Raw genomic sequence first — 13,867 nt, 5'->3', positions numbered from 1 at the left:
GTGGCCGGGCCGGTGGGTGTGGCCTTGGTTTGGGCTGCCGCTTGTGGTGGCGGGGCGTGGGTGTGGCCTGGCTGTGGTGGTCGGGTCGGGTGGGTGTGGAGGAAGGAGTCGGTTGTGCGGGTGGCCTTCGTGTTGGGGACCACGTCCGGTGGGACGGGGCGGCATGTGCGGACGTTGGTGGAGGGGCTGGTGCGGCGGGGGCATCAGGTGCTCGTGGCCGGGCCGGAGAGCGTTGAGGAGCAGTTCGGCTTCGTCGGCGCGGGAGCCCGGTTCGTGGCGGTGGCCGTCTCGGACCGGCCGCATCCCGGTCGGGACCTGCGGGCCATGCTTGCCATCCGGCGGCTGACTCGCGGTGCCGATGTGGTCCACGCGCACGGGCTGCGGGCCGGGGCGCTGGCGGCGCTCGGGAGGGCGGGCGGGGTGTCGGCGGCGCTGGGGATGAAAGGTGTCGTGCAGGCGGCGCTGCGGATGTGGGGTGCTGTGCGGGCGGTGCTGGGGATGAGGGGTGCTGTGGGGGCGGCGGGCGGGGGGTCGCGGGTCGGCGGGGGGCGGGTGCTGGTGGTGACGTTGCATAATGCGCTGACGGCCGGGGGGTTCGTGGGGGTCGTCTACGGGGTGCTGGAGCGGATCGTGGCGCGGGGGGCCGATCACGTGCTGGTGGTGTCGCCCGATCTCGGAGAGCGCATGCTCGCGCTGGGCGCCAGGGAGGTGACGGCCGCCGTGGTGGGTGCGCCCGTGCTGCCCCCGGCCAAGCGCACTCCCCAGGAGGTGAGGGACGAGTTGGCCGCCGGGGAGCGGCCCCTGCTGCTGACCATCGCGCGGCTCGCGCAGCAGAAGGGGTTGGAGACCCTGCTCGATGTCGCGGCCGGGCCGTGGGAGGGGCACGCGGAGCCGTTGTTCGTGGTCGCGGGGGAAGGGCCGCTGCGGGGCGCGTTGCAGGCCAGGATCGCCGCCGAGGGGCTGCCCGTACGGCTGCTGGGCAACCGGGACGACATACCTGACCTGCTGGGGGCGGCGCAGGCCCTGGTGATGCCGAGCCGGTGGGAGGGGCAGCCGCTGACGCTGCGCGAGGCGCTCATGGCCGGGACGCCGGCTATTGCCACTGAAGTAGGGGGAATTCCGGAAATCTTGGGAGATGCCGGGATCCTCGTCCGGTACGGGGACGTGGAAGGGCTGCGCGGAGCCGTACGGGAGTTGCTCGTGACGCCGGGAGCTGCGGAAACGCTCGCGGCGGCGGCTGCGCGGCGGGGGCGGGAGATGCCTGGCGACGACGACGTCGTGGAGAGTGCGCTGGCCGCCTACCCCCGTGAAGATCCACGGGATGAGTAGGTGGCCCCTGAGCGTTCTCATATACTGCGTTGGTTAGGAGGAGGGGAGTATCCCTTCGCGACAGCCTCGTCATCACGGTGCAGCCCCACTCCACGGGGCCCCCGGGGCTGTCGGTCCGCAGGCAAGGCGCGCGGGCGGGAGAGACCTCCGGCAGTATTTTCGTGCATGCCGGAGGGGTTGAATGAGCGTACCCGCGTGGGCCTGGATCGCCGTGATCGGTGGCCTGCTGGTCGTCCTTGCCATTGACTTGTGGATCGTCGACCGGGGTGAAGCCCGGGAGTTCTCCATGCGGCAGGCCGGTTTCTGGGTGACGTTCTACGTCGCTCTCGCTGTGATCTTCGGGGTGGTCATGTGGGCCACGTTCGGAGTGGAGAAGGCCGGGGAGTTCTTCGCCGGCTACATCACCGAATACAGTCTCAGCGTTGACAACCTGTTCGTCTTCCTGCTCATCATGAGCAGGTTCGCGGTGCCACGGGCCTATCAGCACAAGGTCCTGCTCGTCGGCATTCTGCTCGCGCTGGTCATGCGGGGCATCTTCATCGCCCTCGGGGCGGCGGCGCTCGAGCGGTTCAGCTGGTTGTTCTACGTCTTCGGCGCGTTCCTGGTCTACACCGCGATCAACATCGTCCGCGACCACCTCAAGGGCACGGAAGAAGAAGTCCCCGAGAACATCGTGCTCAAGTGGGTGCGCCGGGCCTTCCCCACCACTGACAGCTTCGTCGGCTCCAAGGTCACCGTGAAGATCGACGGCAGGCGCATGGTCACGCCGATGCTGATCGTCATGGTGGCGATCGGGAGCACCGACCTGCTGTTCGCGCTCGACTCGATTCCCGCGATCTTCGGGCTCACCAAGGACCCCTTCATCGTCTTCACCGCGAACGCGTTCGCCCTGATGGGGCTACGTCAGCTCTACTTCTTGCTGGGCGGACTTCTGCAGCGCCTCGTCTACATCAGCTACGGTTTGGCGTTCATCCTCGGATTCATCGGGGTTAAGCTGGTATTGGAGGCGTTGCACGCCAGCCATGTCTCCTGGGCGCCCGAAATTCCCATCTGGGTGTCGCTCTCGGTCATCGGTGCCACCATGGTCATCACCACCGTGGCGAGCTTGATCAAGGCCCGTACCACCGCGCGCAAGGGCGAGGAGCCGCACCCGGAGCAGGTTTAGCGAAAGGGACTTCGAGGCGCTTTGCGTGTGTGGATCTGCCGTGTAATAGTTGTTAGTTCTGTAACATCACGGCAAAGCGCCCAGTCCAGTCACCATCAAAGGTTGTACGTGTCAGACGATTCTGCTAAGCCGAGCCGCCTGAGGCTCGCGCGCGGGGTCTCCCCGTGGCTTATCCCGACGGCGGCCGCGGCGGCCGCCACCGCGCTGCTGACGCGCAAGGACCGGCGATGGGCGCTTGCGGCGGTGCCGCTGAGCGCTCTCACCGGTGGCATGCTCTGGTTCTTCCGCGACCCCGACCGCTCCCCGGGCACGGGCCGGATCCTGTCGCCCGCCGACGGCGTCGTGCAGAGCATCGACCCGTGGCCGGACGGCCGCACCAGGGTGGCGATCTTCATGAGCCCGCTGAACGTGCACGTCAACCGGGCCCCCCTTGCGGGAAATGTCGCATCCGTGCAGCATGTGCCAGGTGGGTTCCTGCCGGCTTTCAACAAGGACAGCGACCAGAACGAACGCGTGGTGTGGCATTTCGAGACCGCGCTCGGCGACATTGAGATGGTGCAGATCGCGGGCGCCGTGGCGCGCAGGATCGTGCCGTACGTGAACGTAGGCGCCAAGGTCGCGCAGGCCGAGCGGATCGGGCTCATCAGGTTCGGTTCGAGGGTTGACATCTACCTTCCCGGAGGTCTGTCCCCCGCGGTGTCCGTGGGACAGAAGACGGTTGCGGGGGTGACCAGAATTGACCGCGGCTGACGCCAGCGGCTGGCAGGCGGATGAGGAAGGACCTCGGGGTCCTGTGGGCAAGGCGTTCCGGCTGTCCGCCGCGGACTCGCTCTCCCTGGGCAACGCGGTATGCGGCTTCCTCGCCGTGTGCGTGCTGGCCTACTCCGCCATCCAGCAGCTCCAGGTCGACGGCGGTCGCTTCACGCCCGTTCCGAGCTACTTCGCCACCGCCATCGTGCTGCTGCTCATCGGCGCGACGTGCGACCTGTTCGACGGCCTGGTGGCGCGGCGGTTCCGTGCCTCCGCGATGGGCGCCGAGCTGGACAACCTGGCCGATGTGATCAGCTTCGGGTTCGCGCCCGCGTTCATGATCGTGATCTGGGGCGGCTTCACTTCACAGGTGCCGTTCATGGCCGTGCTCGCCGCGGCGGCGGCCATACTGGTCGGCGGCATCGTACGGCTGGCCAGGTTCGCCTGCGTCAAGACCAAGAGCGGCGACTTCATGGGGTTGCCCATCCCGATGGGCGCCATGACGGTGATCTCCATCGTGCTGCTGTTCCAGCCGAGCTTCTGGTCACTGCTGGCGGTGCTCGGCGTGGCGTGGCTGATGGTCAGCCGGATCGAATACCCCAAGCCGAAGGGCCAGCTCCTGGCGATCGTGCTCGGCTGGATCATGGTGAACGTGGCGTTCCTGACCGTGTGGGTGGCCTGGCCCGAGGGCGGTGACCTGCCGATCAAGATCGGGGCGTCGATGCAGATCGCGCTCGTGGCGGCGATCCCGCTGCGGATGCTCTTCTACAAGCGTGAGCAGCGCCGGGTCTACAAGCGTGAGCAGGGTCGGGAAGCCGAGCGGATCGGCCACTGACGGGATTTTTCGTCGTACTTCGGCTTTGATGGAGCCATGTCGGTGACGCCGCGCGAGCACACGCGCACGTACTTTCTCGGCAAACTGGCTACGGAGCTGGAGCGGCGTGGGCTGACGGCCACGCTCCGGCCGTATCCGCCCGTCCTGCGGATCAGTGATCCCGACACGGTCATGCTGGCCGAGACCGTGGACTGCGTGCCTCTCTCCGAGGGGTGGTTCTACCGATGGTCGTGGGGCGAGCTCGTCGGCCTGGCCGACGATCCCGCCCTCGCGGCCGAGCGGATCGTGCACGTCCTGACCGCCCGTCAGTGACCACCGATCGTGTGCGAGTCCTGGCGGTGTGTGCCCGGTTGCGGGTGGCGCAGGGTTGTATGCGGTGCGCCCGGCATTTCGCGCGGGCGGTGGTGCAGAGTGTGCGCGGCGTTTCGGGTGGGTGGCGGCCAGGATCTTCGTGGGTCCTGGCCGCGGCGGTCTTCTGGGTCTTACCAGCCCCGCGCCTTCCACTCCGGCAGGGACGGGCGCTCGGCGCCCAGCGTGGTGTCCTTGCCGTGGCCCGGGTAGACCCAGGTGTCGTCGGGCAGGCGGTCGAAGATGCGCTGGACCACGTCGTTGTAGAGCTGGGTGAAGCGCTCCGGGTCCTTCCAGGTGTTGCCGACGCCGCCGGGGAACAGCGAGTCGCCCGTGAACAGGTGCCGGCCCGCCTCTCCGCCGTCGTAGAGCAGGGCGATCGAGCCCGGCGTGTGTCCGCGCAGGTGGATGACCTCCAGGCTGACCGGGCCGACGTTGACGGTGTCGCCGCCTTCCACCAGGCGGTCCACCGGCAGCGGGAGGGCGGACGCGTCGAGCGGGTGGGCGATCACCTGGGCGCCGGTGACCTTCGCCACCTGCGTCAGCGCCTGCCAGTGGTCGCCGTGCTGGTGGGTCGTGACGATCGAGCCGACCGGCTCGTCCGCTATCAGGGCGAGCAGGCGGTCGGACTCGGCCGCCGCGTCGATGAGCAGGCCGTCGCCGGTCTCGGTGGAGCGCAGCAGGTAGGCGTTGTTGTCGTACGGCCCCACGGCGAGCTTGCTGATGGTGAGCTCGGGCAGCTCGCGAACGTCGGCGGGGCCGCCGACCTGGACGTCACCTGTGTAGGTCATGGATAGTCCTTCGGAGGCGTCGTGGGCAGATCGGCCGGGGCGGGCATCGTCAGCCACGGCGGCGGCGCGGGAAGCGCTCTGGCCTCCGCCTCCGGCGTGAACGACTGTCCCATGGGGACCAGGGTAACGCCCTCGCCCCGCGATCTACCGGTCAGCCATGCCAGCATGTCGGCCGGTGCGCCCGCGACGGCGGGACCCGTTCCGAGATCGCGCCACCGGGCGGCGATCCCGGCCGAGGGGTGCTGGAGGACGATCTCGCTGACCGTGCTGCGGGCGTGTTGCCAGCAGGCGCGGCAGTCGTGGAGTTCGCGCCGGACGAACGGGTCCGGCCAGTCCGCGGGGCCGTAGCCGGCGTCGAGGTCCACGTGGTGCAGGCCGACCTCGCGTAGCCGGCGTACCAGGATGTACCAGGCCGGATGTACGGGCGGGCGGAGCCCCTCCACCGGCGCCGACCAGGCGTGCTCGGGCAGGTCGCGGACGGCGGCGGCCAGGCGGGCGGCGCTGTCCGTCAGGTCGGCCAGGTGCCGGGCGGCCGGTTGGCCGGCCGTGGCCTCGACGGCGGCGGCCCGGGCCGCGTAGGAGGCGTACTGGGGGGTTCTGACGCCGGTTCTGGCCCAGGTCAGCAGGTTGACGTGGGAGTCGGCGTTCTGGGCGACGTGGGTGAGCACGTGGCCCCGCGTCCATCCGGGCAGGCGGGAGGGCGCGGCGATGTCGGCGTCGGACAGGGACGCGGCCGTGGCCAGGAGTCGGTTGGTCGCGCAGGCGAGCTCGGCCTGCAGCACGGGTAGGACGCTCATATACGGATATTTCCCTATTTGGTGGGTTGCAGGGGGAGGTGGGCATAAAGCCGCAGGCCAGATGGTTCCCTCGTGAAGGACGCCTACCTGGGTGGCAGATGGCCGTAATCTGTGAGGGACGGATTTCGGGGGCCGTCGGGACCGGCCGCCGAAATTGTCGGAGCCCCCGTCTACCATCCCCCGTGGACCTATCCGCCTTTCGACTTCCGGGATCGCCGTGGCAGACCGCTTGATCGTGCGTGGAGCACGAGAACACAACCTCAAGGACGTCTCGCTGGACCTTCCGCGAGACTCTCTGATCGTTTTCACCGGCCTGTCCGGCTCCGGCAAGTCGAGCCTGGCCTTCGACACGATCTTCGCTGAGGGTCAGCGGCGCTACGTGGAGTCGTTGTCGGCCTATGCGCGCCAGTTCCTCGGGCAGATGGACAAGCCGGACGTCGACTTCATCGAGGGCTTGTCGCCCGCCGTGTCGATCGACCAGAAGGCCACCAGCAAAAACCCCCGTTCGACCGTCGGCACCATCACCGAGGTCTACGACTACCTGCGACTGCTGTGGGCGCGCATCGGCAAGCCGCACTGCCCGGTGTGCGCGCGGCCGATCGCCAGGCAGATGCCGCAGCAGATCGTCGACCGGGTGATGGACCTGGAGGAGGGCACCCGCTTCCAGGTGCTGGCGCCGGTCATCCGAGGGCGTAAGGGCGAATACGCCGAGTTGTTCCGCGAGCTGCAGACCAAGGGGTTCGCCCGGGCCAGGGTCGACGGCACGGTCGTGCGGCTGGAGGACCCGCCGACGCTGAAGAAGTACGAGAAGCACGACATCGAGGTCATCGTCGACCGCCTGTCGGTCAAGGAGTCGGCGCGACGCCGGCTCACCGACTCGGTCGAGACCGCGTTGCAGCTCTCCGGCGGCACGATCACGCTCGAGTTCGTTGACCTGCCCGAGGACGACCCCAACCGCGAGCGCTTCTACTCCGAGCACCTCTACTGCCCCTACGACGACCTGTCCTTCGAGGAGCTGGAGCCGCGCTCGTTCTCGTTCAACTCGCCGTTCGGGGCCTGCCCCGAGTGCACCGGTCTGGGCACCAAGATGGAGGTGGACCCTGACCTGGTGGTGCCCGACCCCGAGCGCACGCTCGGCGAGGGCGCGCTCCACCCCTGGTCGGGCGGCCACACCAGCGAATACTTCGTCCGGCTGATCGAGGCGCTCGGCCACGCGGTCGGGTTCACGCTCGACACGTCGTGGGAGAAGCTGCCGAAGAAGGCGCAGAAGTCCCTGCTGTACGGCCACAACGAGCAGGTGCACGTGCGCTACAGCAACCGCTTCGGCAGGCAGCGCTCCTACTACACCAACTTCGACGGGGTCATCCCGTGGGTGCAGCGCCGGCACGCCGAGGCGGAGAGCGACTCGGCGCGGGAGCGGTTCGAGGGCTACATGCGGGAGATCCCCTGCCCCGCCTGCAAGGGGGCCAGGCTCAAGCCGGTCACCCTGGCCGTCACCGTCGCCGGCAAGTCGATCGCCGAGGTCTCGAGCATGTCGATCGGCGAGTGCGCGAAGTTCCTGGCCGCCCTCAAGCTGTCCGACCGCGACATGCATATCGCCGAGCGGGTGGTCAAGGAGATCAACGCCCGCCTGGGGTTCCTGCTCGACGTCGGCCTCGACTACCTGAGCATGGACCGGGCGGCGGCGACGCTGGCGGGCGGCGAGGCACAGCGGATCAGGCTGGCCACGCAGATCGGCTCCGGCCTGGTCGGCGTCCTCTACGTGCTGGACGAGCCGTCCATCGGCCTGCACCAGCGCGACAACATGCGGCTGCTGGACACGCTGATCCGGCTGCGCGACATGGGCAACACGCTGATCGTGGTCGAGCACGACGAGGACACCATCGCGGCCGCCGACTGGGTGGTCGACATCGGGCCGGGCGCCGGTGAGCACGGCGGCCAGGTCGTCGTATCCGGCACCGTGCAGGAGCTGCTGGGCAGCGAGGAGTCGCTGACCGGGCAATACCTGTCCGGGCGCAAGAGCATCGCCATCCCGGCCACACGCCGCAAGCGCGACAAGAAGCGGCAGATCACGGTCAAGGGGGCACGGCAGCACAACCTCAAGGGGGTCGACATCGACTTCCCGCTGGGCGTGTTCACGGCCGTCACCGGGGTGTCGGGGTCCGGGAAGTCCACGCTGGTCAACGACATCCTCTACAGCGCGCTGGCCAAGGAGCTCAACGGGGCCCGTACGGTGCCGGGGCGGCACTCCCGGATCAACGGCATGGACCTGGTGGACAAGGTCGTTCATGTCGATCAGTCGCCCATCGGGCGGACCCCGCGCTCCAACCCGGCCACTTATACCGGGGTCTTCGACCACGTACGCAAGCTGTTCGCGGCCACGTCCGAGGCGAAGGTGCGCGGCTACCAGCCGGGGCGGTTCAGCTTCAACGTCAAGGGCGGGCGCTGCGAGGCGTGCGCCGGCGACGGCACCATCAAGATCGAGATGAACTTCCTGCCGGACGTCTACGTCCCCTGCGAGGTCTGCCAGGGGGCCCGCTACAACCGGGAGACGCTGGAGGTCCACTACAAGGGCAAGACCATCGCCGAGGTGCTCGACATGCCGATCGAGGAGGCCCTGGACTTCTTCGAGGCCATCCCGGCGATCAAGCGGCACCTGCAGACGCTCAACGACGTGGGGCTGGGCTACGTGCGGCTCGGGCAGCCCGCCACGACGTTGTCGGGCGGTGAGGCGCAGCGGGTCAAGCTGGCCTCCGAGCTGCAGCGGCGGCAGACCGGGCGGACGATCTACGTGCTCGACGAGCCCACCACCGGCCTGCACTTCGAGGACATCCGGCGGCTGCTGGGAGTGCTCGGGCGGCTGGTGGACAGCGGGAACACGGTGATCGTCATCGAGCACAACCTCGACGTCATCAAGACCGCCGACTGGGTCATCGACATGGGACCCGAGGGCGGGTCCCGTGGGGGGACGCTCGTCGCCAGCGGGACACCGGAGGAAGTGGCGCTGGTGGAGGGGAGCCACACGGGGCGGTTCCTGCGGAAGATCCTGGCGTTCTGAGATTCGCCGAGGCGGTGCCCCCGCGCCGGCGGGCGTGGGGGCAACTTTCGTCGGGTGATGCCGGGTGCCGGTGCATGGTTCCGGGGTGGGGTTTCGGTGCTGAGGTCAGCGGGCGGCGCGGAGGCGGCGCCTGGCGGCGTCGCCGCGTTCGAGCCACCACTCCGCCAGCAGCAGCGGCAGGACCCAGCCCAGCCAGGCGCCCAGGGCCGACACCGTGGCGGCCATCAGGGCCTCGTCACCGTGGAACGTGGTGTCCAGCTGCGGTGACAGCATGATCGTGAACCCGACGCCCCAGAGGCGGTTGGTGATGATGGACATGGTCAGGGCGAAGCTGCGCACCATCCAGCGGCGGTGATCGACGAACCTGCGCTGCCTGGCCATCCGCCAGCCCGCCAGCGTGCAGCCCAGCCAGAGGAGCGCCAGCATGACGTTGCTGACCATGGTGACCGGGCCGAACGGGGTGGCCACACCCACCACCAGCCCCAGCAGGCCGCTGGGGAGGCAGCCGCCGAAGACGTACACGCGGCCGATCATGCGGTGCGCCCCCGGCCAGCGCCGGCGGAACCACGGCCAGATCTGCAGGCAGCACGTGATCATCGCGATCGAGCCGAAGACGACGTGCAGGGAAAGCATCACGAAGTGCGGCGGGAAGAAGTCGGGGGCGGGCACCCGGGACTGGGCCGGATCCATCGACAGGTACGGCGGCAATGAGAACGCGATGAAAACGGCGGCCACCACCGCAAGGGGTGCGACCCATGGGCGACGCCACCAGCGCGGGCCGGTTCGGCTTCGGGAGGGCTTGCCGGGGGAGGCGGCCGGAGGGGTGAGGGAGGCCGGGGTCGTCGTAGGAGTCATGGTCGTAGGCTGCGGTGGGCCGCTGACCGTCCGCGCACCAGGCGCTGACCGGTGTGACGTCCTGTGCTGACGGGTGTGGGCCGCTGGTGGCGGGGCGGAGCCGCCGGTTCGGTGGGGTGTCGGGCGGGGTTCACCCGATCGCGGGACCGAGGGGTGGCGGCCATAGGGTTGGGGTCCGTAACGGCTTGGCCTGCAGGGGGTCAGCGGCGACGCGGAGGGTCGGCAACACGATGACGGTTACGGAGCGGGGCGGAGCCATGCCCGCCGACGGCTCGTACGGGCGGCGCGAGCTCCTGGGGGCGGCGGCCGGGGTCGCGGTGTGCGGGGTGGCGCTGGCGGGATGCGGCACAGGCGATGCCAAAGCCCAGCCGAACATCAAGGGCAAGGTCATCGCCAAGGTGGCCGACGTGCCCGTGGGCGGCGGCAAGCTGGTCAAGGATCTGAACGTCATCGTGACGCAGCCCACGCAAGGGGTCTACAAGGCGTTCAGCGCGGCCTGCACGCACAAGGGCTGCACGGTCAGCACCCCCAGGGACAACGTCCTTCGTTGCCCCTGCCACGGCAGCGAGTTCGCCGCCGACAGCGGCAAGGCGCTCAAGGGGCCCGCCTCGGCTCCGCTGGCTTCGTTTCAGGTCAGGGCGGAAGGCGATGGAATCGTAGTCGTCTGACCAGGCCAATGGGTAATTGTGCGTAGTCACTCCCGATTGGGTGCGGGCAGGCTGAACCGGCGCGAGAGCGCCGGCGTACCTGAAGTAAGCACCACATTGGGAGGACGAACGATGACTGAATCGACGCGTCGGGCGATGATGCTCGGAGCCGGTGGCACTGGACTGGCGGCGCTTCTGTCGGCCTGTGCGAGCTACGGCTCGCCGACGTCGGAGGTGAGCGTGGAGTCTCCGGCCCCGGAGGAGGAGGCGTCGTCCGACGCTCCGAAGAAGAAAAAGACCGCGAAAAAGGCGCTGGCCGACACCGCGGACATCCCCTCGGGCGGCGGGAAGGTCTTCGAAGGACAGAAGATCGTGGTCACGCAGCCGACGGACGGCGAGTTCAAGGCGTTCACCGCGATCTGCACCCACCAGGGATGTACGGTCGCCAGCGTCTCGAACGGGACCATCAACTGCCCCTGCCACGGCAGCAAGTTCAACATCGCTGACGGATCCGTGGCCGCCGGGCCCGCGAGCGACCCGCTCGAGGAGAAGCAGATCACCGTGGACGGTGACAAGATCCGGCTGGCCTAGCCCGTACTTCATGAAGGTTTGCTTAGCCCGTGTCTCATGAATTTCTCACCTGAGTGCGGTTGGGTGAGCTGCATGGGAGATGACCTTCAGAGCCGCCGAGTGATGATCGCGAGCGTGGGAGCGGGTGGCCTGGCGCTGGCGATCTCGGCCTGCGGCAGCGGAACCGACACCGCGCAGCCTGCCGGCAGCGCCCCCGCGTCCAGCCCTGCATCGAGTCCGGCGTCGAGCGCGCCTGCGTCCAGCGCGCCGCAGGCCGGTGGGCCGGCGCTGGCCAAGACCGCCGACATCCCCGTCGGCGGGGGCGCGGTCTTCAAGGATCAGAAGATCGTGGTCACGCAGCCGACGGACGGTGAGTTCAAGGCGTTCACGGCTGTGTGCACCCACCAGGGATGCACGGTCGCCGATGTCGCGGACGGGACGATCAACTGCCCGTGTCACGGCAGCAAGTTCAACATCGCCGATGGGGCGGTTACGGACGGGCCTGCCCAGGAGCCGCTGGCGGAGCAGCAGATCAAGGTGGATGGCGACCAGATCACGCTGGCTTGAGCTTAAGTTCTGAGCCTGGGACATAGGTTGAGGTGGGGCGCTGGGGCTGGGCCTGAGGCGCCGGGGCTGGGCCTTCGGACGTTGTCGCGGTGCTCTGGTCGGCTGGGAGTGGTGTGGCCGGTGGGGCTCGGTCGTTGAACAGGGAAGGGCCCGTCGTGCCCGGGAAGGTGCGGCGGGTCACCTTGTCGGTGCGGGCTACTAGGCTTTTGGGCGTGGCGAGATCAGCGGGCAACACCTTGAGCTTCCGGCCCAAGCCGGGGTCCATCCCCGAGTCACCGGGGGTCTACCGATTCCGGGACGCGCACGGCCGGGTGATCTACGTTGGCAAGGCCAAGAGCCTGCGCCAGCGGCTCAATTCGTACTTCGCCGATTTCGCCGCGCTGCACCCGCGCACCCGGTCGATGCTCGACAATGCCGCCGACGTCGACTGGACCGTGGTCGGCACCGAGGTCGAGGCGCTGCAGCTCGAATACTCCTGGATCAAGGAGTTCGACCCGCGCTTCAACGTGAAATACCGCGACGACAAGTCCTATCCCTATCTCGCGGTCACCATGGGCGAGGACTTCCCGCGGGTTCAGGTCATGCGCGGGGCCAAGCGCAAGGGCACCCGCTATTTCGGGCCCTACTCGCACGCCTGGGCCATTCGGGAGACGGTTGACCTGCTGTTGCGGGTGTTCCCCGTGCGCACGTGCAGCGCGGGGGTGTTCAAGCGGGCAGGACAAATCGGCCGGCCGTGCCTGCTCGGCTACATCGACAAGTGCTCGGCGCCGTGCGTCGGCCGGGTCACCCCGGAGGAGCACCGCGCGCTGGCCGAGGACTTCTGCGACTTCATGGCGGGCAACACCAGCCGTTTCATCAGGCGGCTGGAGAAGGAGATGCGCGAGGCCGCCGGAGAGCAGGAATACGAGCGGGCGGCCCGGCTCCGTGACGACGTCCAGGCGTTGCAGCGGGCTCTGGAGAAGCAGGCCGTCGTGCTCGGCGAGGCCACCGACGCCGACGTCATCGCGCTCGCCGAGGATCCGCTCGAAGCCGCCATACAGGTCTTCTACGTGCGCGGCGGCCGCATCCGCGGGCAGCGCGGGTGGGTGGTCGACAAGGTCGAGGAGACCTCGCCCGGCGCCCTGGTCGAGCAGTTCCTGCTGCAGATCTACGCCGAGGCCAGCCCCGACGCGATGCCGCGCGAGGTGCTCGTCGCCGCGCTGCCGCCCGACAGCGAAGCGGTCGCCGAGTTGCTGACCGAGCAGCGGCGGGCCCGCGTCGAGGTGCGCGTGCCGCAGCGCGGCGACAAGAAGGCGCTGATGGAGACCGTCGAGCGCAACGCCAAGGAGTCGCTGGCGCAGCACAAGATCCGCCGCGCCAGCGACCTGACCACCCGCAGCAGGGCGCTGCAGGAGATCGCCGACGCGCTCGATCTCGACCAGGCGCCGCTGCGCGTGGAGTGCTACGACGTCTCCCACCTGCAAGGCGAGAACGTGGTGGCGTCGATGGTGGTGTTCGAGGACGGCCTGGCGCGCAAGAGCGAATACCGGCGCTTCGCCGTCAAGACCAAGGAGGGCGACGTCGCCTCGATCCACGAGGTGATCCTCCGCCGGTTCCGCCGCTATCTGGAGGAACGTTCCGCCACCGGCGAGCTGGCCCCCGACGACGATTCCGGCCACGGGCCGATCGACCCTGAGACGGGCAAACCACGCAAGTTCGCCTACCCGCCCAACCTGGTCGTGGTCGACGGCGCCGGACCGCAGGCCGCGGCGGCGCAGCGGGCGCTCGACGAGCTCGGCATCGACGACGTGGCGGTGTGCGGGCTGGCCAAGCGCCTGGAGGAGGTCTGGCTGCCGGGCGATGACCAGCCAGTGATCATGCCTCGTTCAAGTGAAGGTCTCTACCTGCTGCAACGCGTGCGAGACGAAGCACACAGGTTCGCCATCACCTACCATCGATCCAAGAGGTCGAAGACGGTGAAGGAGAGCGCGCTCGACAACGTGCCCGGCCTCGGTCCGGCGCGCAGGCAGGCGTTGCTCAAGCACTTCGGCTCCGTCAAGAGACTGCGTGAGGCCACAGCCGAGGAGATCTGTGAGGTCCCCGGCATCGGTCCGTCCATCGCCGAGGTCATCGTGTCGACGCTGAAGGGAGAGTCACCTTGATCTCGCCAGAGGCC

Annotated in this window: 13 protein-coding genes; 10 read left to right on the top strand and 3 right to left on the bottom strand. The window is 68.8% G+C overall.

The features are described 5' to 3' along the window. Positions 1-120 precede the first annotated feature (120 nt). The 5 genes from BLS95_RS37650 to BLS95_RS37630 all read left to right on the top strand — a co-directional run bounded on the left by BLS95_RS37650 (position 121) and on the right by BLS95_RS37630 (position 4,391). Positions 121-1,329, top strand: coding sequence for a glycosyltransferase family 4 protein (locus BLS95_RS37650; RefSeq protein WP_245765513.1), 1,209 nt, complete (start codon positions 121-123; stop codon positions 1,327-1,329). Positions 1,330-1,510: 181 nt separating this feature from the next. Next, positions 1,511-2,494, top strand: a complete 984-nt coding sequence (locus BLS95_RS37645; protein ID WP_090943003.1) for a TerC family protein — start codon at positions 1,511-1,513, stop codon at positions 2,492-2,494. 108 nt (positions 2,495-2,602) lie between these two features. Next, a complete protein-coding gene (locus BLS95_RS37640) occupies positions 2,603-3,244 on the top strand; it encodes a phosphatidylserine decarboxylase (protein WP_176993585.1) in 642 nt (213 codons plus the stop codon). 43 nt (positions 3,245-3,287) lie between these two features. Next, a complete protein-coding gene (gene pssA / locus BLS95_RS37635) occupies positions 3,288-4,079 on the top strand; it encodes a CDP-diacylglycerol--serine O-phosphatidyltransferase (protein WP_245765512.1) in 792 nt (263 codons plus the stop codon). 36 nt (positions 4,080-4,115) lie between these two features. After that, positions 4,116-4,391 (top strand): hypothetical protein, encoded by a 276-nt coding sequence (locus BLS95_RS37630; protein WP_090942994.1) that lies wholly within the window; start codon positions 4,116-4,118, stop codon positions 4,389-4,391. Positions 4,392-4,561: 170 nt separating this feature from the next. On the opposite strand, the gene BLS95_RS37625 is transcribed toward BLS95_RS37630, so the two are convergent. Together BLS95_RS37625 and BLS95_RS37620 are read right to left on the bottom strand one after the other, a co-directional pair. Then, positions 4,562-5,218 (bottom strand): MBL fold metallo-hydrolase, encoded by a 657-nt coding sequence (locus BLS95_RS37625; RefSeq protein ID WP_090942991.1) that lies wholly within the window; start codon positions 5,216-5,218, stop codon positions 4,562-4,564. Continuing rightward, positions 5,215-6,015, bottom strand: a complete 801-nt coding sequence (locus tag BLS95_RS37620; protein WP_090942988.1) for a maleylpyruvate isomerase family mycothiol-dependent enzyme — start codon at positions 6,013-6,015, stop codon at positions 5,215-5,217. The genes BLS95_RS37625 and BLS95_RS37620 overlap by 4 nt, the downstream gene beginning before the upstream one ends. Positions 6,016-6,232: 217 nt before the next feature. Here BLS95_RS37620 and uvrA point away from each other — a divergent pair, with 217 nt between their 5' ends. Further along, entirely contained in the window at positions 6,233-9,073 is a 2,841-nt protein-coding gene (uvrA, locus tag BLS95_RS37615) for an excinuclease ABC subunit UvrA (RefSeq protein WP_090942985.1), read from the top strand. Between the two features lie 105 nt (positions 9,074-9,178). On the opposite strand, the gene BLS95_RS37610 is transcribed toward uvrA, so the two are convergent. Beyond that, a complete protein-coding gene (locus BLS95_RS37610; RefSeq protein WP_218136175.1) occupies positions 9,179-9,808 on the bottom strand; it encodes a DUF2306 domain-containing protein in 630 nt (209 codons plus the stop codon). A gap of 377 nt (positions 9,809-10,185) precedes the next feature. Here BLS95_RS37610 and BLS95_RS37605 point away from each other — a divergent pair, with 377 nt between their 5' ends. From BLS95_RS37605 to uvrC, 4 genes are all read left to right on the top strand, one after another. Continuing rightward, positions 10,186-10,596 carry a Rieske (2Fe-2S) protein gene (locus BLS95_RS37605; protein ID WP_245765511.1) on the top strand — a complete coding sequence of 137 codons (411 nt, stop codon included), beginning with the start codon at positions 10,186-10,188 and terminating at the stop codon, positions 10,594-10,596. Positions 10,597-10,707: 111 nt separating this feature from the next. After that, positions 10,708-11,166 carry a Rieske (2Fe-2S) protein gene (locus BLS95_RS37600; protein ID WP_090942976.1) on the top strand — a complete coding sequence of 153 codons (459 nt, stop codon included), beginning with the start codon at positions 10,708-10,710 and terminating at the stop codon, positions 11,164-11,166. 102 nt (positions 11,167-11,268) lie between these two features. Then, complete coding sequence (locus BLS95_RS37595) at positions 11,269-11,712, top strand: Rieske (2Fe-2S) protein (RefSeq protein WP_090942972.1); 444 nt, start codon at positions 11,269-11,271, stop codon at positions 11,710-11,712. 236 nt (positions 11,713-11,948) lie between these two features. Further along, positions 11,949-13,853 (top strand): excinuclease ABC subunit UvrC, encoded by a 1,905-nt coding sequence (gene uvrC / locus BLS95_RS37590; RefSeq protein WP_090942969.1) that lies wholly within the window; start codon positions 11,949-11,951, stop codon positions 13,851-13,853. Positions 13,854-13,867 lie beyond the last annotated feature (14 nt).

This window comes from Nonomuraea jiangxiensis, assembly GCF_900099965.1.
In the GTDB taxonomy this organism is placed as follows: domain Bacteria; phylum Actinomycetota; class Actinomycetes; order Streptosporangiales; family Streptosporangiaceae; genus Nonomuraea; species Nonomuraea jiangxiensis.
The sequence above is the reverse complement of the archived record's forward strand: the minus strand, read 5'-3'. Positions and strand labels throughout refer to the sequence as shown.